The organism is Tsukamurella paurometabola DSM 20162 (assembly GCF_000092225.1).
Classification (GTDB): domain Bacteria; phylum Actinomycetota; class Actinomycetes; order Mycobacteriales; family Mycobacteriaceae; genus Tsukamurella; species Tsukamurella paurometabola.
In genome coordinates this window covers 4,355,464-4,379,918 of record NC_014158.1, presented here as the reverse complement: position 1 = coordinate 4,379,918, position 24,455 = coordinate 4,355,464, and the positions used below count along the sequence as shown (strand labels likewise).

20 protein-coding genes are annotated in these 24,455 nt (G+C 69.6%); 11 read left to right on the top strand and 9 right to left on the bottom strand.

The window, feature by feature from the left end; genetic code table 11:
• The first annotated feature begins 444 nt into the window (after window positions 1–444).
• The 9 genes from rpmH to TPAU_RS21165 all read left to right on the top strand — a co-directional run bounded on the left by rpmH (window position 445) and on the right by TPAU_RS21165 (window position 7,781).
• Entirely contained in the window at window positions 445–588 is a 144-nt protein-coding gene (gene rpmH, locus TPAU_RS22600) for a 50S ribosomal protein L34 (RefSeq protein WP_013128800.1), read from the top strand.
• A gap of 88 nt (window positions 589–676) precedes the next feature.
• Window positions 677–1,105: a ribonuclease P protein component gene (gene rnpA / locus TPAU_RS21195; protein ID WP_013128799.1), complete on the top strand. Its 429-nt coding sequence runs from the start codon at window positions 677–679 to the stop codon at window positions 1,103–1,105.
• Between the two features lie 14 nt (window positions 1,106–1,119).
• Window positions 1,120–1,344, top strand: a complete 225-nt coding sequence (gene yidD, locus TPAU_RS22595) for a membrane protein insertion efficiency factor YidD (protein ID WP_013128798.1) — start codon at window positions 1,120–1,122, stop codon at window positions 1,342–1,344.
• 75 nt (window positions 1,345–1,419) lie between these two features.
• The gene (gene yidC, locus TPAU_RS21190; protein WP_013128797.1) at window positions 1,420–2,592 is read left to right on the top strand and encodes a membrane protein insertase YidC; all 1,173 of its coding nucleotides are present in this window, start codon (window positions 1,420–1,422) and stop codon (window positions 2,590–2,592) included.
• Between the two features lie 42 nt (window positions 2,593–2,634).
• Window positions 2,635–3,174, top strand: coding sequence for a Jag family protein (locus TPAU_RS21185; protein ID WP_013128796.1), 540 nt, complete (start codon window positions 2,635–2,637; stop codon window positions 3,172–3,174).
• Window positions 3,175–3,263: 89 nt separating this feature from the next.
• Window positions 3,264–4,007 (top strand): 16S rRNA (guanine(527)-N(7))-methyltransferase RsmG, encoded by a 744-nt coding sequence (rsmG, locus tag TPAU_RS21180; protein ID WP_083773904.1) that lies wholly within the window; start codon window positions 3,264–3,266, stop codon window positions 4,005–4,007.
• A gap of 1,104 nt (window positions 4,008–5,111) precedes the next feature.
• The gene (locus tag TPAU_RS21175) at window positions 5,112–6,026 is read left to right on the top strand and encodes a ParA family protein (protein WP_013128794.1); all 915 of its coding nucleotides are present in this window, start codon (window positions 5,112–5,114) and stop codon (window positions 6,024–6,026) included.
• Between the two features lie 2 nt (window positions 6,027–6,028).
• Window positions 6,029–7,054: a ParB/RepB/Spo0J family partition protein gene (locus TPAU_RS21170; protein WP_013128793.1), complete on the top strand. Its 1,026-nt coding sequence runs from the start codon at window positions 6,029–6,031 to the stop codon at window positions 7,052–7,054.
• Between the two features lie 7 nt (window positions 7,055–7,061).
• The gene (locus TPAU_RS21165) at window positions 7,062–7,781 is read left to right on the top strand and encodes a hypothetical protein (protein WP_013128792.1); all 720 of its coding nucleotides are present in this window, start codon (window positions 7,062–7,064) and stop codon (window positions 7,779–7,781) included.
• Window positions 7,782–7,817: 36 nt separating this feature from the next.
• Here the strand turns inward: TPAU_RS21165 and TPAU_RS21160 are convergent, their stop codons facing one another.
• The 5 genes from TPAU_RS21160 to sigM form a co-directional block, all read right to left on the bottom strand.
• Window positions 7,818–9,005: an N-acetylmuramoyl-L-alanine amidase gene (locus TPAU_RS21160; protein WP_013128791.1), complete on the bottom strand. Its 1,188-nt coding sequence runs from the start codon at window positions 9,003–9,005 to the stop codon at window positions 7,818–7,820.
• Between the two features lie 97 nt (window positions 9,006–9,102).
• Window positions 9,103–9,438: a thioredoxin gene (gene trxA, locus TPAU_RS21155; protein WP_013128790.1), complete on the bottom strand. Its 336-nt coding sequence runs from the start codon at window positions 9,436–9,438 to the stop codon at window positions 9,103–9,105.
• A gap of 41 nt (window positions 9,439–9,479) precedes the next feature.
• Window positions 9,480–10,436, bottom strand: coding sequence for a thioredoxin-disulfide reductase (gene trxB, locus TPAU_RS21150; protein WP_013128789.1), 957 nt, complete (start codon window positions 10,434–10,436; stop codon window positions 9,480–9,482).
• Window positions 10,437–10,540: 104 nt separating this feature from the next.
• Complete coding sequence (locus TPAU_RS21145) at window positions 10,541–11,260, bottom strand: hypothetical protein (RefSeq protein WP_013128788.1); 720 nt, start codon at window positions 11,258–11,260, stop codon at window positions 10,541–10,543.
• 122 nt (window positions 11,261–11,382) lie between these two features.
• Window positions 11,383–12,021, bottom strand: coding sequence for an RNA polymerase sigma factor SigM (sigM, locus tag TPAU_RS21140; RefSeq protein WP_013128787.1), 639 nt, complete (start codon window positions 12,019–12,021; stop codon window positions 11,383–11,385).
• Between the two features lie 259 nt (window positions 12,022–12,280).
• Between sigM and TPAU_RS21135 the strand changes: the two genes are divergently transcribed.
• Window positions 12,281–15,679 carry a bifunctional proline dehydrogenase/L-glutamate gamma-semialdehyde dehydrogenase gene (locus tag TPAU_RS21135; protein ID WP_041944532.1) on the top strand — a complete coding sequence of 1,133 codons (3,399 nt, stop codon included), beginning with the start codon at window positions 12,281–12,283 and terminating at the stop codon, window positions 15,677–15,679.
• A gap of 6 nt (window positions 15,680–15,685) precedes the next feature.
• Here the strand turns inward: TPAU_RS21135 and TPAU_RS21130 are convergent, their stop codons facing one another.
• Window positions 15,686–16,291 (bottom strand): DNA-3-methyladenine glycosylase I, encoded by a 606-nt coding sequence (locus TPAU_RS21130; RefSeq protein ID WP_013128785.1) that lies wholly within the window; start codon window positions 16,289–16,291, stop codon window positions 15,686–15,688.
• 142 nt (window positions 16,292–16,433) lie between these two features.
• Between TPAU_RS21130 and TPAU_RS21125 the strand changes: the two genes are divergently transcribed.
• Window positions 16,434–17,312 carry a hypothetical protein gene (locus tag TPAU_RS21125; RefSeq protein WP_013128784.1) on the top strand — a complete coding sequence of 293 codons (879 nt, stop codon included), beginning with the start codon at window positions 16,434–16,436 and terminating at the stop codon, window positions 17,310–17,312.
• Here TPAU_RS21125 and TPAU_RS21120 read toward each other — a convergent pair.
• From TPAU_RS21120 to TPAU_RS21110, 3 genes are read right to left on the bottom strand one after another with little or no spacing between them, the layout of a single operon-like run.
• Entirely contained in the window at window positions 17,284–20,943 is a 3,660-nt protein-coding gene (locus TPAU_RS21120) for a murein biosynthesis integral membrane protein MurJ (RefSeq protein WP_013128783.1), read from the bottom strand. The two genes, TPAU_RS21125 and TPAU_RS21120, sit on opposite strands and share 29 nt — an antisense overlap.
• A complete protein-coding gene (locus tag TPAU_RS21115) occupies window positions 20,940–23,435 on the bottom strand; it encodes a hypothetical protein (protein ID WP_013128782.1) in 2,496 nt (831 codons plus the stop codon). Before TPAU_RS21115 ends, TPAU_RS21120 begins: the two co-directional genes overlap by 4 nt.
• Window positions 23,432–24,340, bottom strand: a complete 909-nt coding sequence (locus TPAU_RS21110) for an NUDIX hydrolase (RefSeq protein WP_013128781.1) — start codon at window positions 24,338–24,340, stop codon at window positions 23,432–23,434. The genes TPAU_RS21115 and TPAU_RS21110 overlap by 4 nt, the downstream gene beginning before the upstream one ends.
• Between the last annotated feature and the right edge of the window lie 115 nt (window positions 24,341–24,455).

The window sequence follows — 24,455 nt, the reverse complement described above, 5'->3', positions numbered from 1 at the left end:
AATCGTTCTCGCTGCGTAGGTGCAGGCGGTGCGGAGCGGGCCCGCTACGGTGCCGCTCGTAGCCCGGTACACGCCAGGTCCCGTCGGGCCCGGTGCTGCCGTGCCTCGATGCCACGGACGGCCGTGGTCGTGCTCAGCAATCGCATTCGGCAAAGTTAACAGAGCGGAGCGGACTCCTCAACACGAAGCACATTCTCGCAGGACAGTGTGGGACGCGAATGCAGATCGGCGTGTCGCCCGACCCTCATCGTGACGTGCGTCACTGCCTCGACGGTGTCGCGGTTTGACCTTGTCAAGCGGGATAAGTAGTCTTGGACGGTCTGTGCGCACACCGATCCGTCGGGCGAGTTCGACCTCAAGTCGAGCTTCATGTGTCGCCGAGAGTTTCCGTCCACCAATCCGGTGGCGCGTCGAGCGCCACCGCACCGAACAAGGAGTGTCACCGTGGCTAAGGGCAAGCGGACGTTCCAGCCGAACAACCGTCGCCGCGCGCGGGTTCACGGCTTCCGTCTTCGTATGCGCACCCGTGCCGGGCGCGCCATCGTCTCTTCGCGTCGCAGCAAGGGTCGCGCGAAGCTGACGGCCTGATTCATCGATCCACGGCGCCACCGCGGTCCCTGAGCCACTCAGGACGCGGTGGCGTTCGTGCAAAGGCGACACGAAGGCAGACCCCGCAGTGCTACCCGCCCGCTACCGGATGAGCTCGTCGCGTGACTTCGCGACGGCGATCAAAGGTGGCCGGCGCGTGGGTCGCCGATCGATCGTCGTGCATGTGATGAATCCCGCCCAACCGGCGATGGCTTTCGAGACTGCTAGCCCGGCAACCGCTTCCGAGCGGGTGCCGGGCCTCGTCGTGTCCGGGAACCGTTCCATGCCGGTGGTTCCGGCTCCCCGGGTCGGTCTCATCGTCTCCAAGGCGGTGGGCAATGCCGTGGCCCGCCACGCTGTGGCGCGCCGGTTGCGTGCCGCCGCCGCGACGCTGGTCGACGAACTCGACGACGGTGCCCTCGTGGTGATCCGGGCACTGCGCACCGCGACGGACGAGAGCTCGGATGAGCTTGCGGCCCAGCTGCGTTCGGGCTTGATCAAGTTGGGTGCCCTGTGAGCGCGCCGTCCACGATGCGGCAGCTGCCCCGTCGCACGCTGATCGGATTGGTGCAGTGGTATCGCACCTGGATCTCTCCGATGCGGCCACCCACCTGCCGATTCATGCCCACCTGTAGCGAATACGCCGTGGAAGCCCTGAGCCGACACGGAGCGCTGCGGGGTGTGTACCTCAGTACCATTCGCCTACTCAAATGCGGCCCCTGGCACCGAGGCGGCTGGGACCCCGTCCCGCAGTAGCGCCTCTGCCCCGCGCGGATATGCCCGCCGCGCCCCGAAACCTCGTGCAATAGAACGACAAGGAGCACCACGGACGTGTTCAATCCCTTATCACTGGACTACGTGTATTACCCGGTCTCGGGCATCATGTGGGTCTGGCACAAGCTCTTCTCCCTGATTCCCGGCCTCGGCCCGGATAGCGGTGTCACCTGGGCCCTCTCGGTGATCTTCCTGGTGCTTACCCTGCGCGCCATCCTGTACAAGCCGTTCGTCCGGCAGATCAGGACCACCCGGCAGATGCAGGAGTTCCAGCCGCAGATGCAGGCGCTGCGGAAGAAGTACGGCAAGGACCGGCAGAAGCTGGCCCTGGAGATGCAGAAGCTGCAGAAGGAACACGGCTTCAACCCTCTGCTGGGCTGTCTGCCTGCGCTGCTTCAGGTTCCGGTGTTCATCGGCCTGTTCCACGTGCTCCGCTCGTTCAACCGGATGGCCGGCGGCGCCACCCAGATGTTCGGCTCGCCGGATATGACGGCGTACGAGACGCGGCACACCGCGAACTACTTCTTCTCCGCCACCGACGTGCAGAGCTTCCTGGACGCACGTCTGTTCGGCGTACCGCTCTCGTCCTACGTGCAGGAGCCGGTGGCACAGTTCCAGGCGTTCATGCCGGTCAACATCAACAACGATTACATCGCGCCGAACTTCGAGAAGTGGCAGATCCTGGCGCTGTCGGTGCCGCTGATGATCGTTGCGGCGCTGGCCACTCACTTCAACGCCCGTGCCTCCATCGCGCGCCAGCCCGTCGCCTCGCTGGACAACCCGCAGACGGCCATCATGAACCGCCTCATGCTGTGGGTCTTCCCCATCGGTGTGCTCGTCGGTGGCTTCTTCCTACCGGTCGCGATCCTGATCTACTGGGTCACCCAGAACATCTGGACGTATTGCCAGCAGCACATCGTCTTCGGAAAGTTGGACAAGGAAGACGAGGAGAAGAAGCGGCTCGCGCAGGAGAAGCGCGCGGAGAACGCGCCCAAGCCCGGTGCCAAGCCGAAGAAGGGTGCCGCGCAAGCCGCGAAGCTTGCCGAGGCCGCGACGGACGCCGATGGCGACGATGCCGACGCTGAGCAGGCACCGTCGAAGCCCTCCACCGGTGCGAAGCCGGCCGCCGGTGCGAAGCCGGCTGCGGGTGCGAAGCCCAAGCAGCAGCACCCCTCCGGTAATGCACGCCAGCGGCAGCGCAATCAGCAACAGCGCAAGAAGCGGCGCTGAGCCGCCCCGAACCCCTACCGATTGAATTCACAAGGAGTACGTATGTCTGACGACGTGACTGTCGAGGACGAGAAGACCACAGCGGCACCGGCATCCGCCGACACCGCCGTCGACGAGGACGACGAGTTGGTCGAAGAGGGCGAGATCGCTGCTGATTACCTCGAGCAGCTGCTCGACATCCTGGACTTCGACGGTGATATCGACCTTGATGTCGAGGGTGGCCGCGCCATCGTCGCGATCGACGGCGGCGACGATCTGACGAAGCTCGTCGGTCAGCGCGGTGAGGTGCTCGACGCGCTCCAGGAGCTGACTCGCCTCGCGGTGCAGCAATCCACGGGTGACCGTAGTCGACTCATGCTCGACGTCGCCGGCTGGCGGGCCGGTCGGCGTGCGCGTCTGTCCGCGCTGGGCGCCGAGGTGGCGGCCCGCGTGGTGGCCAGCGGTGAGAAGGAGTCGCTCAAGCCGATGACGCCGTTCGAGCGGAAGATCGTGCACGACGCCGTGGCCAAGGTCGACGGTGTGCGTTCCGAGAGCGAGGGCGCGGAGCCGAACCGTCGCGTCGTGGTTCTGCCCAGCACCTAGACTGGAGCGAGCGCAGCGATGGATGGGTCCCGGGCCGAGCGCCTGGGGCCCATCGTCGTTTGTGATGCGGCGACACGTCGCACAATGACATGGATGTGATTCGGAGGTTTCACGTGGAACGGCGGGACGCGGACGCGGCGGCGACGACACCGGACGAGGTGATCGAGGAATTGCCTGCGGCTCCCGCCGGTGCGGCGTCGGTCTTCGGCGACCGCCTTCCCTTGGCCGAGGAGTACGCCCATGTGCTGGCAACCGACGGGGTGGTCCGGGGCCTGATCGGGCCGCGTGAGGTGCCGCGCCTGTGGGAGCGACACGTGCTCAATTGTGCCGTGCTCGGCGAGCTCGTCGAGGCCGGTGAGACTCTGGTTGACGTCGGCAGCGGCGCAGGACTGCCGGGTATCCCGGTTGCGATCGCGCGGCCCGATGTCGAGGTGATCCTCGTCGAGCCGCTGCTGCGGCGAGCCGTGTTCCTCGAGGAGTTCTGCGGCCCGCGGTTGCCCAATGTCCGGGTGGTTCGCGGACGGGCTGAGGAGCGTTCGGTAGTGCAGGCGGCGGGCGGCGCAGACGCGGTGACCTCGCGTGCCGTATCGGGTTTCCCGAAGCTGGCGCCGTGGTCCGCTCCCCTCCTCCGCGAGGGCGGCCGACTGCTTGCCCTGAAGGGGTCGCGCGCCGGAGACGAAATCGAGGAGCATGCTTCGGTGCTCGCCCGGGCCGGACTGTGCGATCCGGAGGTGGTTCAGTGCGGCGAGGGTATCGTCGATCCGCCGACCACGGTGGTGCGCGCGTATCGGCGCACCGGGACGTCCGGGAAGTCTGCGCGACGCCGGGCCTGATCGAAACCGGTCTTTTCGGACACGATGTGGTTGAACCTGACCACCCACGGGCGATTACGACACGTGACGGTGCGGCCTTCGGTGTCGTCGCCGTTGGTGACCTCGCCAGCCGAGTTTGAGTACGGAAGTACCAGAATTCTGCCTTCGGGGACCAGGCATCCGTCGTCGGGGTGGGTACCTAGCGTGCTGGACCGGACGGGAAGCCGATCGCAGCGGGCGCGCGCGGTGACCGAGCGGTGACGCCGAGTGCGGCGATGCGACAGTCGCCTGGTGCTGGACTGCGGGTGGATCGCGGAGCCGGAGACGTGCACGCGCCGGCACCCGGCGCGCACCGTGGGGATGGGTGGACCATCTCGATAGTCCGTGGCTGAGGGTGCCCGTGTGCGCGTTGCGGAGAGCCATCGCCGGCATCGCTCCGCGAACGACTCCGTCCCCGGGCATATCGGGACGGCCCGGTCGTGCTGGGGCATGGGGCCGCGTTTCACGTGAAACGCAGTCCAACCGTCCGCGCAATCGAGACCCCGGAACCGGAGCCCGCGCCGTTTTCCCTGACGCCGTGGTCCCAATGACCGCGGCTGCGCTCACCTCTGGCACGACCGCGGTTCAGGAACGCAGAACGATCGTTGCGCTGGACTAGAGCACGGCGGACTCAGTCCGTGTGGAGCAGAGGAAGTAGCCGGGCACCTCTGCGCCGGGGAGAACTCGGGTGTCGGTCGTTCATAGCGCATTGCGGTGGTGTCGATATGAGGACAGCAGTGGGAGTCATCTGAGCACGCGCCGACGCCGTGCCGATCGATGTGGTGCCGCGGAGCGCCCCGGGGTGGATGACAGGGCAGCCCGCCTCGCGGACGGAGTCGGCGCGGGGAAGCCCGCCGCACCGCGCGAGGAAGAGACGGCACGCGGCCGAGCGGACCACTCCCACGGCCCCGTCCCACGGGATTCTCCCTCCACCGCAGGCACGAGTTTCACGTGAAACTCGAGAGTCTGTGCCCAGCGTGAGCCGTGGAGCAGGGGCCGAACTGCGGGTACCCCGGGGTGATGGATGCGAAGCTGACGGTACTGGGACGAGTCACTAGGATGGGGGTATCAAGCTGAGGAGAGCGCGTGACTGATCACGAATCCGGGTACGACGTTTCACGTGGAACCACGGAGGACGACACCCCCATCGCTGAGGCGGCCCGCCGTGCCAGCCAGGTACTCACCCCGGGAGGAGCCGGCACGCTGCCTAAACCGGCGGCGCAGCGGGTGCTGACCATCGCCAATCAGAAGGGCGGTGTCGGTAAGACCACCACTGCGGTCAATCTCGCTGCAGCGCTCGCGCTGCAAGGGCTTCGGGTACTCGTGGTGGATCTCGATCCGCAGGGCAATGCCAGCACCGCGCTGGGTGTCGACCATCGCTCGGGCGTCCCGTCGACGTACGAACTCCTCCTCGGCGAGACCACACTCGCGGAGGCCATGGCACAGAGCCCGCACTCCCCCAATCTCTTCTGCGTGCCGGCGACTATCGATCTCGCGGGAGCGGAGATCGAACTCGTCAGTATGGTTGCCCGCGAGACTAGGCTGAAGAACGCGCTCAAGGATTCGCTCGACGCTGATATCGACTACATCTTCATCGACTGCCCGCCGTCGCTGGGGCTGCTGACGGTGAACGCTCTGGTCGCCGCGCGCGAGGTACTGATCCCGATCCAGTGCGAGTACTACGCGCTGGAGGGTGTGGGCCAGCTGCTCCGCAACATCGAACTGGTGCAGTCGCACCTGAACAAGGATCTGCACGTCTCCACCGTGCTCCTCACGATGTACGACGCGCGCACCAAGCTCGCCGACCAGGTGGCCGCCGAGGTGCGTAATCACTTCGGCGACGCGGTCCTGGGCGCCACGATCCCCCGCAGCGTGAAGGTCTCCGAGGCCCCGGGGTACGGCACCACCGTTCTCGACTACGACCCCGGTTCCCGCGGAGCGATGAGCTATCTCGATGCGGGCCGTGAGCTCGCATACCGCGGCGCAGAGCAGGCGGTCTGATCATGGCGACGCAGAAGAAGGGCGGTCTCGGCCGCGGTCTCGCAGCCCTCATCCCCACCGGACCCGATGAGGGGCCACGGCTGGGCAACGCCGCCGCCGATGTAGTGATCGGCGCCAAGCCGGGGAAACAGGCGCCGTCCGCGAAGGGCACCGCCGCCGAGAGGGCGACCGGCGCCGGAGCCGCGTCGCCGGGCGATGCACCGTCCGACGATGCGGTGGGTGCCGTCTACCGCGAGCTGGCACCGTCGGCCATCCAGCCCAACCCGCAGCAGCCGCGCTCCGTCTTCGACGAGGAGGCGCTCGCCGAACTGGTGCACTCGATCCGCGAGTTCGGGCTCATGCAGCCGATCGTGGTGCGCCCGCTCCCCCGCCCGCAGGGCGAGGTGCGGTATCAGCTCGTCATGGGAGAGCGGCGCTGGCGGGCCAGCCAGGAGGCCGGCCTGGAGACCATCCCCACCATCGTCCGCGAGACGGCCGATGGCGATATGCTCCGCGACGCCCTGTTGGAGAACATCCACCGGGTGCAGTTGAACCCACTCGAGGAGGCGGCCGCGTATCAGCAGCTGCTCGAGGAGTTCGGCGTGACACACGACGAGCTCGCGGCCCGCCTGGGCCGGTCGAGGCCCGTGGTCACCAACACCATCCGCTTGCTCCGGTTGCCGGTGGCCGTGCAGCGACGGGTCGCTGCCGGCGTTCTCTCCGCCGGCCATGCGCGCGCGCTCCTCGCGCTGGAGGGCGGGACCGAGGCGCAGGAGGCACTGGCCGCCCGCATCATCGCCGAGGGGATGTCGGTGCGCGCGACCGAGGAGGCCGTGACCTTGGCCAACCGGGACGGCACCGTCGTCCCTCCCGCACCCAAGCGGAGGCAGGAGGCCGACCCGGGCCTGCGGGACGTCGCCGACCGCATCGCCGATCGGCTCGATACCAAGGTCACCGTGTCGATGGGCAAGCGCAAGGGCAAGATCGTGGTCGAGGTGGGCTCCGCCGATGACCTCGAGCGCATCGTCGGCCTGCTGTCCGGACGGTAGCCACGCCATGGCCCTGACGATCGTTCCCCTCACTCTGGGCGGATTCGATGACTTGCCCAAGCACGTGCGCCGGTGTGTGTACTGGGAGGTGGCACCCGAGGCCGAGACCCTCATGGACACCGAATTCGACAAAGAGGCCTGGCTCTCGATGCTCATGCTCGAATGGGGATCGTGCGGGCAGGTGGCGATCGCTCATGCACCGGACGGCACCTCGCGGTTCGTCGGAGTGGCCTTCTACGCCCCACCCCGCAGCGTGCCCCGCGCCGGCACCTTCCCCACAGCGCCGGTGAGCCCGGACGCCGTGCTGCTCACCTGGGTGGGCGCGGAGCCCGGTGTCGAAGAACGGGTCCGCGAAGAACTGGTGACCGCGGTGTGCACCGATCTCGTGCGTCGCGGTGTGCGTGCAGTGGAGGCATTCGGGTTGCTGACACCCGTGGGACAGAGCACGGAAAGCGTTGCGGCACAGATTGATTGCGGAGCCTGCGGGTGTAAGACAGCGCCGCTGACCGATGCCGATTTCCTGGAGCGGATGGGCTTTGAAACGGTGGCACCGCATCACCGCTATCCCCGGATGCGGCTCGAACTCTCCGAGGGTCTGGGCTGGAAGGCCGGTGTGGAACACGCACTGGAGCAGTTACTCGCGGCGGGCACGGCCGAGGCCGCGCTGCGTGAGGCGCTGGAGGGCACCGAAGACCCCGCCGCGCCCGTGTGTCGCGCCGAGGACTGACAGAGCCGCGACGGGCCGATCAGGCCCGGCTGCGGACTACTTGTCCGCGGTCTCCTCGAGCGCGAGCAGCTCGGCAAAGGTGTACGTGCCGGTGGGCCGGTCGTTCTCGCCCAGCAGGTACATGCGCTTGACGGCGACCAGGATCGCCTCGGCGATGGTGTCGCGCATATCGGGCGAGGCCAGTACGGCGGCGTCCTCGGGGTTGGTCACGTAGCCCACGTCGATCTGCACGGTGGGCATCCGGGTCAGACGCACGATGTCCCAGGTGCGGCCGTGGTAGTGGCAGTCCGCCAGCGGGGTGCGGGCCACGATCTCGCGCTGGATGAAACCGGCCAGGTTACGGCCGATGTTGGAGCTCGCGCCATGGGTGTTACCGAAGTGGAACGACGCGACACCGCGGGCCCGCGGATTGCGGTAGTGCGCGGTGCGCAACGCGATCATCAGATCGGCTTCGAAGGTGTTCGCCGTGTACGCGCGAGTGCTGTCGGTGGCGTCCATACCGCGTGGGCGCGACAGGTAGGTCTCCATGCCCGCGGCCGCCATCCGGCCTTCCAGACGGGACCCGAGGTCCCAGAGGATCTCCTCCTCGGTGACCATCCGGCCGTCGGGGCCCTGGATGGCGATGCCCCGGTCGGGGCCGCCGAGGCCCGGGTCGATGACGATCCGTTTGCCCGAGAGCCGCGGCCCGGAGCGGCGCACGTGCTCTTCCTCGCGGATCGCATGCGGCGAACCGCCGGTCACGCGGGAGCCGAGGAAGGTGAGCGAGCGCAGCGTCGCGGGACCGCAGATACCGTCTGCGACCAGTCCGAACTCGCGCTGGTAGGCGGACAGGCCCAGGTGCGTCTGCGGACCGAACAGACCGTCGATCATGCCGGCGTAGAAACCGAGGTTCTGCAGTCGGGCCTGCAGCGCGGCCACATCGTCGCCCGACGGGGGCGCCGAGGCGATGTAGCTGAGCGTGCGGGCGCCGAGCTGGTACGTCGATTCCCGCAGCGCGCGGTACGTGGCGGGACCGACCACCCCGTCGACCAGCAGGCCGCGCTGCTGCTGGAAGGCGCGGGTGGCGTGGTCGAGCCGGCGGTCGAATACCGCCTCCGGCAGTGTCCATCCGTTGCTGACCAGCTCACGGGGGGCGACGTAGTCCGGGAGGAATCCCTGATCGGCGAGGATGCCGCGGATCTCGGCTACGGCTCCGCCGTGATCGCCGAGGCTGATGCGGGGCATGTCCTGTCCTTCAGTCGCTACGTGGTCGGCCCGGAGCGGGCCGAATCGAGTACACGATACGGCCCGCCCGGCTCACGGACCAACCGAAGCGCCGCAACTACAGGACGGCTTCGAGCTCCTTGAGGATCGCCGACTTGCTCTTCGCACCGACCAGCTTGGCGACCGGCTCGCCGTCCTTGAACAGGATCAGGGTGGGGATGGAGAGCACCTGGTAGTCCCGCGGCGCGGCGGGATTGGCGTCCACGTCGACCTTCGCCACCACCAGGCTGTCGGCGTGGTCGGCGGCGATCTGCTCGAGCACCGGGGCGACCATCTTGCACGGGCCGCACCAGGTGGCCCAGAAGTCCACGAGGACCGGCTTGGAGGACTCCAGCACCGTGGCCTTGAAGTCGGCGTCGGTGACGGTCACAGTGGCGGTGGTGGTGTCGGCCATGATGGTTCCTTCGGCTCGAAAGGGTTTGGGGGAAGGGTGCTTTACTGCGCGACCGCGGCTTCGCGGTGATGCGCCAGCCAGCGCTCGGCGTCGATCGCGGCGGAGCAGCCACTGCCGGCGGCGGTGATCGCCTGCCGGTACGTGTGGTCCACCAGATCGCCCGCGGCGAAGACGCCGGGCACACCCGTGGCCGTGCTGCGTCCCTCGACCTGGACGTAACCCTCCTCGTCGACGGTCACCTGATCGGCCACCAGTGCGGAGCGGGGGTCGTGGCCGATCGCCACGAACAGGCCGGTCACCTCGAGCGTGGCGGAGGCGCCGGTCACGGTGTTCTCGATGGCCAGCGACTCGACCGACTTCTCACCCTGCACCGCGGTGACCTTGGTATCGGTGAGGAAGCGGATCTTCTCGTTGTCGCGGGCGCGGTCGAGCATGATCTTCGACGCGCGGAAGTTCTCGCTGCGGTGGATCAGCGTCACGGACTTGGCGAACTTGGTGAGGAAGAGGGCCTCCTCCATCGCCGAGTCGCCGCCACCGACGACGGCGATGTCCTGGTCGCGGAAGAAGAAGCCGTCGCAGGTGGCGCAGGCGCTCACGCCGCGGCCGAGCAGGGCCTCCTCGCCGGGAATGCCCAGGTACCGGGCGGCGGCGCCCATCGCCAGGATCACGGCGCGAGCCCGGTAGCTGCCCTCGGAGGTGACGACCTCTTTGATCTCGCCGTCGAGCCGCGCGGATTCCACGTCTTCCATGCGCAGGTCGGCGCCGAAGCGGATGGCCTGCTCACGCATCTCGTCCATCAGCTCGGTGCCCATGATCCCGGACTTGAAACCGGGGTAGTTCTCCACCTCGGTGGTGGTCATCAACGCGCCGCCGAAGTTGGTGCCCTCGAACAGGATGGTCTTCAGCTCGGCGCGCCCGGCGTACACGCCGGCGGTGTATCCCGCGGGACCCGATCCGATGATGATCACGTCCGCGATATCGGTGCCAGCTGCAGTCATTACCTACCCGCCTCGAGAGAAAAACGTATCCGGCCCGGCCGGGCCGACATCAGGTGCCAACGGTCCCGGGGGTACGGATGTTCCCGCGATCGTTCCGGTCCAGGTTACGGCGTGCGGGGCGGTTGCGGCGCGGCGCGGCCCGCGGCGGCGAGGGTACGGGTCACGAGTACCGCTGACGACGCGCCGTCGGCACAGGTCGGCGAGACCGCGAGCAGGGTCAGATCGCCCAGCGTGGGACCGGGTAGTAGCAGCACGGTGGCGGTGTTCCCGCGGACCTGGACGGACCCCGCGCCGAGGACGGTGCGCTTGGCCGCGGGTACCCGCGCGGCATCCAGGCACCGGTGCAAGGCGGCGTCGTCGGCCAGAACCCCGCGATCTCCGCCGGGTGTCGCCGCGGCCAGCAGGACACCGTCGTCGGGTTCGACGGTGCCGGGCTGGCCGAGCGTGCTCAATGCGACGACCACGGCGAGTACCGACGCGGCGACGGCACCGACGCCCACGGCGGCGTAGCGAAGCCGCTTACTCGGCAGCGAGGGAGCGGGAGCCGCCCGCAGCTCGGCGATGATCCTGCGGTCGGCGAGCGGTGAGACATCGACCGGGCCACCGGGGGCGGTCCAGGTCGCGTAGGTGGTGTCGCGGTACTGGGCCAGCGCCTCATCGAGGCGAGCGGACCGTTCGCGAGCCGAGCCGGTGCGCGGCCGCCGGCCCGCGAGGTCGTCGAGGGAGCCGTCCGCGGCGGTGGCGCCGCCGAGGATCCGAGCAGTGCGGTCGCTCGTCCGGTCGTCATCGGCACCCGCGTCCGGGCGATCCGGGCCTGTCGACATCCGCGTCACCTCCTCTCAAGAATTGGACGCACCAGCTACCCGATCGGTTCCCACTGGTTTCACAGAACATTGTGCAGGACGGAACCACACACGAATTCCACTGCGCCCCGGAAGAATACGGATCACAGAAGAAGGCGTTCCAGGCGGGCCCGCGCCCGGGCACGCCTGCTCTTGACGGTGCCGACCGCCACGCCCAGCACTTCGGCCGCCTGCGAGACCGACAGCCCGTGCATATCCACGGCGATCACCGCCGCCCGCTGGTCCTCGGGGAGCAGCCGCAGCGCCGCGTCCACCGACAGCCGCCGATCCAGATCTTCCGCGCCGCGGCCCTCATCGGAGGCGAAGTTGCTCAGATCGTCCGGGATCGGCAGGGCGAGCCGGATCTGGTTGCGACGAGCGCGGTCGAGGCAGGCGTTCACCACGATCCGGTGCATCCAACTGGCTACCTTGCAGTCGCCGCGGAAGGTGGGCGAGAGCTGGTAGGCCCGGAGCATCGCGTCCTGCAAGCAGTCCTCGGCGTCGGCATGAGTGCGGATGGTGCGCAGAGCGGTCGCCAGGAGCTGGCGCCGATGCCGTTCGTAGAGCACAGCGAAGGCACCGTTGTCCCCGCGCGCGGCACGATCGAGCAGCAGTTCGTCCGGCTCGTCGATCACCCGGGCTTGCTGCAGGCGATCACGGACGGTCCTCGGCGAACCCCCGGACACCGCATCCGACTCCCCCGAGTCGCGGTACCGCGAGGCGACATTCCCCCGGTCTGTCATGAACGGATGTTAGGACGGCGTCGAGAAGATGCGGAGACTTTCTTTGCAATTCGATTAATTGCATTTCCACATCATGATACTGCGACCGCAAACGCCGATCGGTGCCCTCGCTCAACACCCTGGTGCGTCCCCATGCCGGGCGTTACGATGCTCAGCAGGCCAGGTGGCGCACCCGTCGCTGTGGATTCTCCTTCATCCCGCGTCGAGCTTCAGGAGGCCTCTCATGGTTGACCTCTCTCCTCATTCACTCCCCCCTGCCATGGTCGCCGGTGACGATCCCGCGGTGGTCGATGCCGCGGTTACCCGCGCCGATCGGTGGTTGCGCACCAGCCGCGGCCCGCGACCCACCGAGGTAGGCCGCCGCGAGGCCGCCGCCACGTCCAGTCTCGCTGCGCTGCTCCATGATCCGAACGGCGTCGAGTTCACCATGGGATTCGTCGATCAGGTCGCGCGGCCCGAGGACGACCGCGTGGCCGCCAAGGCACTGCGCCGGCTCGTCTCCCCCACCGACGGCTCCACCGCCGCGTTCATGGGCGGCGTCGACTCCGCGCTACTGCGGGTGGGCACCGTCGCCGCCGGTATCGCACCGTCGATCGCCATGCCGGTGGCCCGTGCCCGGCTGCGGCAGCTGGTGGGGCACCTGGTGTTCGACGCCGACGGCGACAAGCTGCGCCGCCGCCTGGACCGTGCCCGCGAGGTGGGCGTGCAACTGAACCTCAATCTGCTGGGCGAGGCCGTCCTCGGCCAGGGCGAGGCCGACAGCCGGCTGCGCCGCACGCACGAGCTGCTCGCGGACCCCGCGGTCGACTACGTCTCCATCAAGGTGTCCTCCGTGGTGGCCCAGCTGATCCCCTGGGACCTGGAGGGCAACCGCGACCGCATCGTCGAGCGGCTGCGTCCGCTGTACCGCACCGCCCGGGACGGAGGGAAGTTCGTCAACCTCGATATGGAGGAGTACAAAGACCTGCACCTCACCCTGGAGGTGTTCACCGCGCTGCTCGATGAGCCCGAATTCCGTGGCCTGACAGCGGGAATCGTGCTCCAGGCCTACCTCCCCGACGCCCCCGGAGCCCTCGATCGACTGCTGGAGTTCGCTCGCCGGCGCGTGGCCGAGGGAGGCGCCCCGGTCAAGGTACGTCTGGTGAAGGGCGCCAACCTGGCGATGGAGCGGGTCGACGCCGAACTGCACGACTGGCCACTGGCCACCTACGGCACCAAGGCCGATGTGGACGCCGACTACCTGCGCCTGCTCGATACCGCGCTGCGCCCCGAGAACGCCGACGCCCTGCGGATCGGCGTGGCCTCACAGAACCTCTTCTCCGTGGCCTATGCCGTCGAGCTCGCCGAACGCCGCGGCGTGCAGCGTCAACTCGACGTGGAGATGCTGCAGGGTATGGCCCCGATGGAGGCCGCCGCCGTGCGCGCCGACGTCGGCTCGCTGATCCTCTACACCCCGGTGGTGCACTCCGGCGACTTCGACGTGGCCGTGAGCTACCTGGTGCGCAGGCTGGAGGAGAACTCATCGAGCGACAACTTCCTGTACTCGATGTTCAGCCCCGATCCCGCGGCGATCCCGCTGGAGGAGCAGCGATTCCGCACCGCGATCGCCCGCCGCTCCGAGGTGCAGGACACCCCGAACCGAGTGCAGGACCGCGCACACGACCCGATCGAACCCCGGCGTGACCGCTTCGTCGGCGAACCCGATACCGACCCGTCGACCCCGGGCAACCGGGCGTGGGCCCGCGCCGCGCTTGCCGCCCCGGTCACCGTGACCCCGCCCCCGCAGGTCACCGATACGGCTGCCGTGGACACCGCGGTCGATACCGCACTGCGGGCCCGCGAGGCCTGGGCGGCGCTCTCCCCCGCGGACCGCGCCGAGCACCTCCAGCGCGCCGCCGACGAACTCGCCCGCCGCCGCGGCGAGCTCCTGGGCGTGATGACGCACGAGGCCGGAAAGACCGTGGCCGAAGCGGATCCGGAGATCTCCGAGGCCATCGACTTCGCCCGCTACTACGCCCACAGCGCGCTGGATCTGGCCGATCACGCCGACGGCGAGGCAGTGTTCACCCCGCACCGGCTCGTGGTGGTCACCCCGCCGTGGAACTTCCCGGTGGCGATCCCGCTCGGCGGTGTGCTCGCCGCGCTCGCCGCAGGATCCGCGGTGATCATCAAGCCCGCACCGCAGGTGCTGCGCTGCGGAACCGCTGCGATCGCGGCCCTGCACGCTGCAGGCATCCCGCGCGAGCTGGTGCAACTGGTCAACGCCGACGAGGCCGCTGCGGGCCGCCGTCTGGTGACGCACCCCGAGGTCGATGCCGTCGTCCTCACCGGCGCCAGCGAGACCGCGGCCCTGTTCCGCGGCTGGCGTCCCGAGCTCGACCTGCTGGCCGAGACCTCCGGTAAGAACGCCATGATCGTCACGCCCGCAGCCGATCCCGACCTCGCGGTCAACGATCTGGTGCGCTCGGCGTTCGGCCATGCCGGGCAGAAGTGCTCCGCGGCCTCGCTCGTGATCGCCGTCGGCAGCGTCGGCACGTCGAAGCGGTTCCTGGGCCAACTGGAGGACGCCGTGCGCACTCTCACTGTGGGACCCGGCACCGACCTGGGCACCAGCGTGGGTCCCCTCATCGAACCGGCCGCCGGAAAGCTACTGCGTGGGCTCACCGAGCCCGGACCGGGCGAGCATTGGCTGGTGCAGCCGCGCCGCCTCGACGAGGCGGGCCGGCTGTGGAGCCCCGGCGTGCTCGACGGGGTGGCCGAGGGTAGCTGGTTCCACACCACCGAATTATTCGGCCCGGTGCTCGGCATCATGCGAGCCGCCACTCTCGATGATGCACTGCGCCTGCAGAATTCGACCGGCTACGGCTTGACCGCGGGCTTGCACAGCCTCGACCCCGAGGAGATCGCGCACTGGCGGGAGAAAGTGGAGGCCGGAAACCTCTACATCAACCGGCACATGACCGGCGCGATCGTGCAGCGACAGTCCTTCGGCGGCTGGAAGCGCTCCTCCATCGGCCCCGGCGCCAAGGCCGGCGGACCCAACTACGTGGCCCAATTCGGCCGCTGGTCCGATACCGAGTATCCCGACGTGCCCGCGAGCGCACGCACGCTGTTCAGTGAGCGGATCATCGCTGCCGCGCAGCATCTCTCCGCCGCCGACGTGCGCTGGTTGCACGCCGCCGCCGCCTCCGACCAGCGGGCCTGGGACGCCGAATTCGGGCTCGAGCACGATCCCACCGGTCTGGCGTGCGAGGGCAACGACTTCCGCTACCGGCCGCTGCCCAAGCTGGAGGTGCGGGTCGGGCCCGGAGCTGCCCCGCGTGATCTGGTGCGCCTGCAACTCGCGGCCGCGCAGACCGGTACCCGACTCGATGTGACCGTTGATCCCGACGCGGTCGAGCGGGCCCCCGGCCAACCCGTGCACACCGCCGATGAGTACGCCGCCTCCCTCGCCGAGCGCGGCGAGGCGATCCGGATCCGCGTACTCGGACAGCCGGAGCCCTCGGTCCTGGCGGCGGCCGCCGCACACGGTCACAGCGTGTTGCGGGCCCCGGTGCTCTGGTCGGGCCGCCGGGAACTGCTCACCATGCTGCGCGAGCAGGCCGTGAGTACCACCCGGCACCGCTACGGGCACGTCTCCGCCGAAAACGGCGCCTAGCGTCCGTTAGGTCCACACCCCGGAACTACCCCGCCGGTGGCTGCTCACCAGGTGATCGTCGACGATCCCGACCGCCTGCATCAGTGCGTACATGGTGGTGGGGCCCACGAACCGGAAACCACGGCGCCGTAGTTCTTTCGAGAGCGCCACGCTTTCCGGGGACGTGGCCGCGACCTCGGCCATGGTGCGCGGCGCGGGAGTACGTTCGGGCCGGAACGACCAGATCAGATCGACCAGGCCGCCGTCGGCGCGCAGGGCCACGGTGGCCGCTGCGTTGCCGATGGTGGCCTCGATCTTCTGCCGGTTCCGGATGATGCCCGGATCGGCCATGAGTCGTTCCACATCACCCGGACCGTAGCCGGCCACCACGTCCGGGTCGAAGCCGTCGAACACCTCCCGGAACCGTGGCCGCTTACGCAGCACAGTGGCCCACGACAAGCCGGCTTGGAAGCCCTCCAGGCTGATCCGCTCGAACAGGCCGTGCTCGTCCCGCACGGGCATGCCCCACTCCGTGTCGTAGTACTCCCGCTGCAGCTCGTCGACCATCGCCCACGCCGGCCGGGCCAGTCCGTCGGGACCCACCACCACCCCGTCGTCCTCCGCTGAGTCCATCTCGTTCCGTCCCTGTCGTCCATGGTCCGCTCCCCCGCACCGTAGCGTCCCGCACTGACGGATTCCGGCGGCTTCCGGACAGTGGGTTCGGGTCCAAGCGGTTGCCAAGGGGTGCTTCAGCGAGGGGATGCACCCTCGGCACATGAACGCATGTGCCGAGCTGCTGCGCGTGATCTACGCGCGCTGGTGCGTGCTCGCAGCGGCGGAACCGGTATTGGGCGCGGCGGGCGCACCGTTGCCGTTCCGGGTCACGGTCGACGGTTCGCGGGCTCCGGGATCACCGTCTGCGCGGGGGTGGGTGGCTCGATACGACTCCTCCTCCAGCGCCGGTGCGACGCTTGCGTGCTTCGCCGATGACCAGGCGGTGCTGTCCTGCGGTGATGCCGGCTGGCGGGTACCCGGGGCTCCGTCGGCCGACGAACTGCTCGGCCGCGGCCCGACGTGGGCGCACCATGCGACGATGCTCGATCACCGGGTGCGCGCCGGTCACTTCGGATGGGCGGCGTTCTGGGCGCACGGCCGGTGGAGCTGCGTTACCGGGCCGGAGCCGGGAATGCCTCTGCCGCCGATCCGGTCGACCGGCACCACCGCAGCCGCCTTGGCCGCCCGCTTCGACGACCCCGCCGTCGAGGATGCGATGTTCCATCTGGTGCGCATGAGTGAGTACGAATGGCTCGACACCGCATCCTGGGAGGCGGCATTCGGAGCCCTGGTGCCCGAACGTACGATTCGCGAGAGTTGGGAGCGACTGGTGGGATTCGGCCTGACCCAGTGGTCGGGCAGCGGACCGCGTACTGACGGGGTGCCCGGCCGCACGCCGGCCGAGGCGGTGCGGGTGGCCGCGGAACGGACGCGGAGCGAGGGGATTCCGCAGGATGTGCGGGTGGACTCCGCGATGCGCACCCGGAACGGTTGGCAGATAAGGTTTCTCGATTACCGCGATGCGGCACGGTCGCGGCCGTTGGTGGTGCAGGTGCCCGACGAGGAGGCTGCTACGTGCCCTGGAAGGACACCTGGTTGATCGTGGTGTACCAGTCGTTGCCCTCGACCTTGGTGAGGCCGGTGATCCACACGACCACGTACTTCGTGCGCGGTGCCACCGCACTGACGTGGAAGTTGTTGGCGCCCGGACGCAGCGTGCCCGACCAGACCACCGAGGTCTCGTCGATCGACTTCACCGTCTCCTTCGACGAGGTGCGTACCTCGATCGTGGATCCCGCACTCGGCGAGGTGATCGCGCCACCGGTCAACGAGACCGGCTTGTCCAGCGTGATCAACAGTCCCACGCCCTTTTTCAGGTTTCCGAACACGGGTCCGGCCTTGTAGGTGTCGGTCTTCCACGCGGGCTCCTGGCCGGTGAGGACGTTGCCGATGTTCACCGCCGAGTCCTTGTTCGACGAGAAGTCCACCAGTGAGACGGCGGTCGCCTTCACCGGCGAACCGATCCCGGGCGCCGCCGGCGCCGCGATGGTGGACGAACTCTGTCCCGCCGGGTACAACGAACCCACACCGGACTGCGTGTCCTTCTCACTGGTCAGACTGCTGATCAGCAGCGTGAGGCCGATGATCAACAGGAGCACCACGGCGCAGGCCGCGATGATGAGCAGGGGAACGTTCTTCGGCCGCTTGCCGGTCTGCACCCGCTTCGGCGGTGTGGGCCGCGATTGCAGCGATTGCTGTGCGGCGGGGGCGGCGGTCGCGGCGGCGGGCCGGGCCGCGGCGGGCGCATCGTCGCGCACTGCGGCCAGCAGGTCGGTCTTCACATCGACCACCGAGGCCTGATCCAACAACTGCTGCACGGTGGCCGCGGTGCGGATGCCCTGCCCGCCCTCGAGGGTGCGGGTGGCGACGGCGGAGATCTCGAACGGGATGTCGCTCTTGGCATCCCGGGGTTCGACGGGGTTACCGGCGGCATCCGCGTCGGCCTGCTGCAGGCCGGATACGGTGCCCGAGCCGGTGGTCACGATGCGGCCCGTGGTCTCGTCCAGCGGCCACTTCTCCAGCAGCAGCGCGTAGAGCACCGCACCGAGGCCGCGGACATCCGACTCCTTGGTGGCATCGGCCAGGGTGCCGGGGAAGGCCAGGAAGGCGTTGCCGTCCTGCGAGATCCGGACCCGGTCGGGATGGTCGATCGACAGCGCCGCACCTGCCCGGTGGGCGCCCTCGGCGGCGCTGGCGAGTGAGCGCACCGCCTTCGCGGCGGCGATCGCCGACGGGTGGGTTCCGGCCACGTCGGCCAGGGAGTAACTGGGGATCCACTCCGCGACCACGATGCCGCCGGAGCTACCGCGTACCACGTCGAGCACGCGGGCCAGGCCGTTGGAATGCACGCGGCCCAGGCGCAGCGTGCGGGAGAGAATCGACTGCGGGCCCTCGCCGCGCATACTGATCTGTGCGCCGCGCTCGGGCACCGGCTCGCGCTGTTCGGAGTCGACGAAGGTGAGTGCCACATCGCGGTCGAGGTTGATATCGCGGGCCTGCCAGAACTGGAGACCGCGGATGCCGCCGTAATGCTCCGTGAGCCGGTAGCGGCCGCCGGCCACAACGGCACCGGGGATCAGCTGGGGGCCGCGCGGCGCATCGTCGTATCCGTCGATCGGCGCGGGCGCTCCGGGCTGCCCGGCGGCGGGCTGCGGGGTGGACGGCAGCGGCATCGGACCGGTGCCCGGGGCTGCGGGTCCGGTGGGGCGTGCGGAGTCGTCCTCGGTCACTGCGAATGCTCCTCTTCTGCGGTACCTGAGACCAGTGGTCGGATTGTCGGCACGTGCCTCCGACCGCCGGGGAACATGGCTTTGGCCAGCATACGGGAGGCCGATATCGTCGGCGATCCTCGGCATCTGGGCGGTGATCTCCTCCTGCCGGAGGCTGGCGAAGCGCTCGAGTTCCTCGAGCCGGAACTCGGCGGTGACCGCCTCGGCGGGTTCGCGCGCGGGTGCGGGCGCCGACGGTGCCGCCGGCCGCAGGGCGGGCACGAACCGGCCCGCGATGCGGCGCAGAGGTGCCAGGATCGCCAGCACGTCCGGCACACGCCACAGAGCCAGCAGCGCGTAGATCAGCGTCATGGAGAGCACGCCCGCGAGGGCGAGGTAGATCAGCGCGCCGAGCGGTCCGCTCTTGTCCAGCTTCTGCAGCACACTCACGTGCATGATCGCGTACACGGTGACCACGACCAGGGCGGATACCGCGGTGGTCTGGAGCAGGGTGCGGGCCACATTGGTCAGCTGCATCCGGCCGAGATTCCGGCGGAGCAGGATCCAGCCCACGAGTGCTCCGGCCGCGTACGCGAGACCGGTCGCGGTTCCGAGCAACTCCACCACCCGGTTGCCGTCATCGACGAACTGCGGCACCAGATAGGACAGACCGGTCTTGACCCCGGTGATCGCGAGCACGATGAACGTGGGTGTCCAGGGCCGCTCCTGGGCGTAGAACACCCGAAGATGGATCAACACCATCGCGTAGGGAATCAGGACGAATGCCTCGAACGAGATGGCCGTACCGAGGTGGTTGGCCTCGGCGACGGACATCTGGCCGTAGTTGAACAGTGCGCGCCCGATGGACGGGCCGAACGCGGTGGCGAAAGCCACGACCGGGACGAGCGCGACCATGGTGATCCGGGTGGCCAGCGAGAGGTCGTCGACGACGGCGGTGCGGTTCCCCTCCGCCGCATGCCGGGACAGGCGCGGCATCACGGCCGTCAGCAGCGCGACGCCGAGGACACCGTAGGGCAGCTGCAACACCAGCCAGACGTTGGCGTAAACACCGGGCCCCGTCTCCGAGGCCGCCGCGGCGACCGGGGTCACCAGGTACGAGCCGAGCAGCGAGATGAAGACGTAGGCGATGATCGCCACGCCCATACCGCCGAAGTGCTTGAGCCGGTCGTCGACACCCCAACGCAGCCGGAGTTTGATGCCGGAGCGCTTCAGTGCAGGCAGCTGGATACAGGCCTGCACGATCACGCCGAGAGTGCTTCCGAGCCCGAGGACGAGGAGCTTGGGATCGCTCATCTCGACCGGGTTCAGGGTGAGCTCGCCCGGCATCAGGTAGAACAGCACCAGCGTGCCGATCTGGATGACGTTGGTCGCGACCGGCGCCCAGGCACCGGGCCGGAACACCGCGCGGGTGTTGAGCACGGCCGTGAACAGCGCAGACAGCCCGTAGAAAACCAGCTGCGGGAGCAGCAGATAGACGAGTGCCTGCGTGAGCGGAGCGTTGACCTGGCTGTCGGCTTTGCCCACCAGCCAGCCGACCAGCAGCGGCGAGATCAGCATCGCGATGATCAGCGCCCCGCCGAGGATCACCAGCGACATGGTGAACAGCCGCTCGAAGAAGGCCTGACCGCGGTCCTTGTCCTCCATCTCGGCGCGGATCAGCACCGGGATCACCAGCGCCGCCAGCACTTGGCCCAGCACCAGCTCGGAGACCTGCTGGGGCATCTGGTTGGCGACGGTGAACGACGACCAGACGGCCCCGCCGAGGATCGCGGCCAGCAGTACCGTCCGCAGGAAGCCGGTCAGGCGTGAGGTGAGAGTGGCGATGGCGACGGAGCCGGTCGAACGCAGCAGACTCGACGTGCCACCGTCGTCGCTGCCACCGGCGTCGGTGGCGACGGTGCCTTTGCGCGGCGGAATGTGCCGAGGCTCGGCGCGACTCATGGGTCCTTCGGGTCCGGGGTGCCGGACGGCTGCTCCGGCGGGGTGGGGTTCCGGTGTGCAGCGTAACTGTTCGCCAGACGCCGCTCGTGCTCGTCGGCGGGCGGCCGGTCGGCGTCCGCGCGGTCGGGACGGCCCCGGAACCGGCGCCACAGCCGGCGACCCGACAGCAGCACCAGCAGCACGCCCGCCGCGCAGGTGATCCAGAACAGGGGCCGGCCGTACGCGTTCGAGTGCACGGAGATCTGGATCGGCTCGCCCAGCGGCATATCGCTGGTGGTCCGGAGCGAGAGTTGCACCGCCACCTGCCGGGAGTCGTTCGCGGTGGTGGGAAGCTCGATCTGCCGCGTCCCGCGGGCCGGTAGCTCCTGCACTTCGGAGGCATCGATCGCGAACCCGTCCGGAGCGCCCACCTTGATCACCGTTCGGATCGGCAACGGCAGATCGTTGCGGGCGGCCAGCAACAGCGGCGACTTATCGGAGGCCAGCGTGTAGGTGCCGCCCGGCGACAAGATGTTCACCGATGACAGCTGCGCCGACAGCGAGGCCCGTGCGGCGGTCATCCGGATGGTGGCGTCACCGTCGACCGCCGCGCGCGCGGGCGACCAGCGCAGCGCCCGCACCGCGTCCTCGCGCAGCGGCGAGGTGTACACCCGTGGCGTGAGCGGGGTCTTCGGCAGCGGCATCAGGGCCGCGCCGAGCCGGTCCACCTGACGGACGTGGTCGGCGGCGTCGGTCACGATCCGGTCGGGCACCCGGGAAGCGACGGTGCCGGTCGGCTGCCGCAGCGTCCAGGGATCGGCGGCCGATGCCGGGTCGCGCCCCGCGGACTGGGCCGAGGCCACCACGTCCCGGAACGTGCGCGGGCCGGCGATACCGGCTGTGAACAGTGACGACGCCGCATCCAGGATGGCCTTGGCGTCGTCCGGGCCGGCGGCCCACACCTGGGGCGGCACGATCAACGAGGCGCGGCCGGTGACCGTGGCGACCGGGTCGGTTGCCGTGGTGGCGGCCCAGCCGTTCGGCGGCGCGTAGCGCTGGGTGGGGTCGAGCGCTGCGGCGGTGACGGCGCCCACCGCGGCCTGCCGGCGGGACACCTCGGACTCCTGGTCGAGGTCGAAGGTCACCGACTGCGGTGTCGATCCGGCCGCGCCGGGGCTCACACCGCGTTCCGCGTTGCCGTTGGTCCCGCCGAGCGCGGCCAGCGCCGTGGTCACGTACGGGTCGAACAGCGCGGCCCCGATCCCCTGTCCCACCGGGACGATGCCGTTCGCGCTCGCGCGGCCCCGCGCGGGGGCGCCGACGGCCGTCGCGGCCACCACGGCGGCCGAGTTATCGGACGCCACGGACTGTCGCGCACCGTCGCCCAGAAGCAGCCCGGAGGTGGGCAGCGTGACGCCCCGCACCGACTTCACCCCGAGCACCGAATCGATCACGTCGGCGGAGTTGCCCAGCGCCGCCCGTTGCAGCGAGGGCTCACCGGAACGGCCCAGGGCCTCCAGGTCGACCTGGCCGAACGGCAGTGCCACCACGCACGAGTCCTCGGCCACCTGGCGCAGCCGGGCGAGCCACGCCGATGCCTCGTCGGATCCGGTCCCGGCCGTGGTCGGGCCTCGCGGATCCGCCGGATTGCGGCTCACCCGGTACGGCCCCGTCATCGCCTGCACGGTGACCAGCAGGTCGGGGTCGATCGCCAGGCAGGAGCCCGCGCGCATCGCGGTGTGCCGGGGATCGGGGCCACGTGTGGCCTGTTCGTACGCGGCCAGCAGGCCGTCGAGCCGTCCGCCTGCCGCAAGCGAACCGGCGAGTGCATCGTCGACCAGTCGGACCGGCGCGTCGCCACCGCCCGGGACACCGCCGGCGAGCTTGGGATTGTCGGCGAGCGGCCAGAGCACCGTCATCTGCGCCGGCGAGTTGGTGACCGGCTTGTCGAGCTCGCCGTCCGCCGGCGAGCCGCCGGCACCGTCGGTGTCCGGGAGCGCGAGCACGGGCAGCATGGTGCGCGAATCGTCGAGCCGGGCGACGCCGCCGTACGCGGGTTTACCATTCACGTTGACCAGGAGCGGGTACACCCCCGGCCGGTCGATCGCGAGGGTGGGGCCGGTGGTGGTGCGGTCCCTGCGGACCGGGATGGTGAGCGTGAACTCGGACTTCTGCCCGGGCTTGAGCACCGAGGCCACCGGCTGGAACCGGCCCATCGTGTCGTAGACGTTGTTATCGGCGACCAGGTCACTGCGCAACTGCGACGAGGCGGCGATCGCCGGGGCGCGCTGCACCCGCACCTCCAGGTCACTGACATCGCGGTCACCGAAGTTGGTGATGGTGCCGCGCACCGTCACATCGTTCGGAGAGTCGGCGGTCACCTGCGGGGTGATCTCGGCGATCGCGATCCGGACGAATTGCGCGTCGGGCATGCCTGCCCGGCTCGGGGCGGCGAGGCCGCTCATCGCGACCAGCAGCGTCAGCACGCACAGGAGGCGGGCCGACCGGATCACGTCTGTCCGCTCCCGCCTCCGCTGCCGCGCCGGCCCCGGGACCGTCGACCGCCGCGGCGCCGGCGGGGCTTCGGGGGATCGTTGCGGACGGCGTTGCGCTCGGCGGCCGCGCGCTCGTACGCGGAGGGCTCGCTGCGCGGCGCGGCGGCGACGCGGGCCGCCAGCTCGTCCGGGTCGGCGGTGAGATCGCTGATCACGGTGCGCGCGGCGGCGACCAGCTTGCGCTCGTCGGAGTAGGTCAGGCGCGAACTCAGCTCGGCGAGCGGAACCCAGGCCACCTCGGACACCTCGTAGTCCTCGGCCGAGAGATCGCCGCTCTCCCAGGACAGGAGGAAGTGATGCACGGTCTTGTGCACGCGACGGCCCTCGACCGCGAACCAGTAGTCGATCTTGCCGATCGGCGCGAGTACGGAGCCGGTGAGTCCGGTCTCCTCGGCGATCTCCCGGATGGCGGTCACCTCGGCGGTCTCGCCCACCTCGATGTGCCCCTTGGGCAGCGACCACAGCGTGCGCCCGCGGCGGTCGACGCGGCCGATCAGTGCGGCCCGCAGGTCGTCGCCCGTTCCGTCCAGCCCGGCCACGACCAGACCGCCCGCAGAGGTCTCGCGGACCGTGCGAACGCGCTGGTCGGGACGGGTGCGATTGCGTTGCCCGGCGGTCCGCTTCTGTTTCGGGGAGCTATCGGTGCGCCCGGAACGCGGTTTCTGCTCGGGGTCCGACGGTGCCGCAGGTGCCTGCGTGTCGGGGGCCTGATCGGTGACCGCGGACAGTTGCGCGCGGGAGCGCCCGCGGCCGCCGCGGCGACGCCGGCGCCGCGGCCGGGGGGCCCCGCCGCCTGCAGAGTCGCCGGCGGCACCCGGGCGCTGCGGGCGTCCCGGGGTGTCGGCGGATTCTGCGGAGGTCACCCCCCGATGCTACTGGCCGGTTGACGTCGCGAACGCCACGCCGCTGTTTTGGCCGGACGGTGTTCGCCTCGGCGGGCGCTTTCGGCGGGGTGCTCGCAGCGCCGTAGACTGGGGG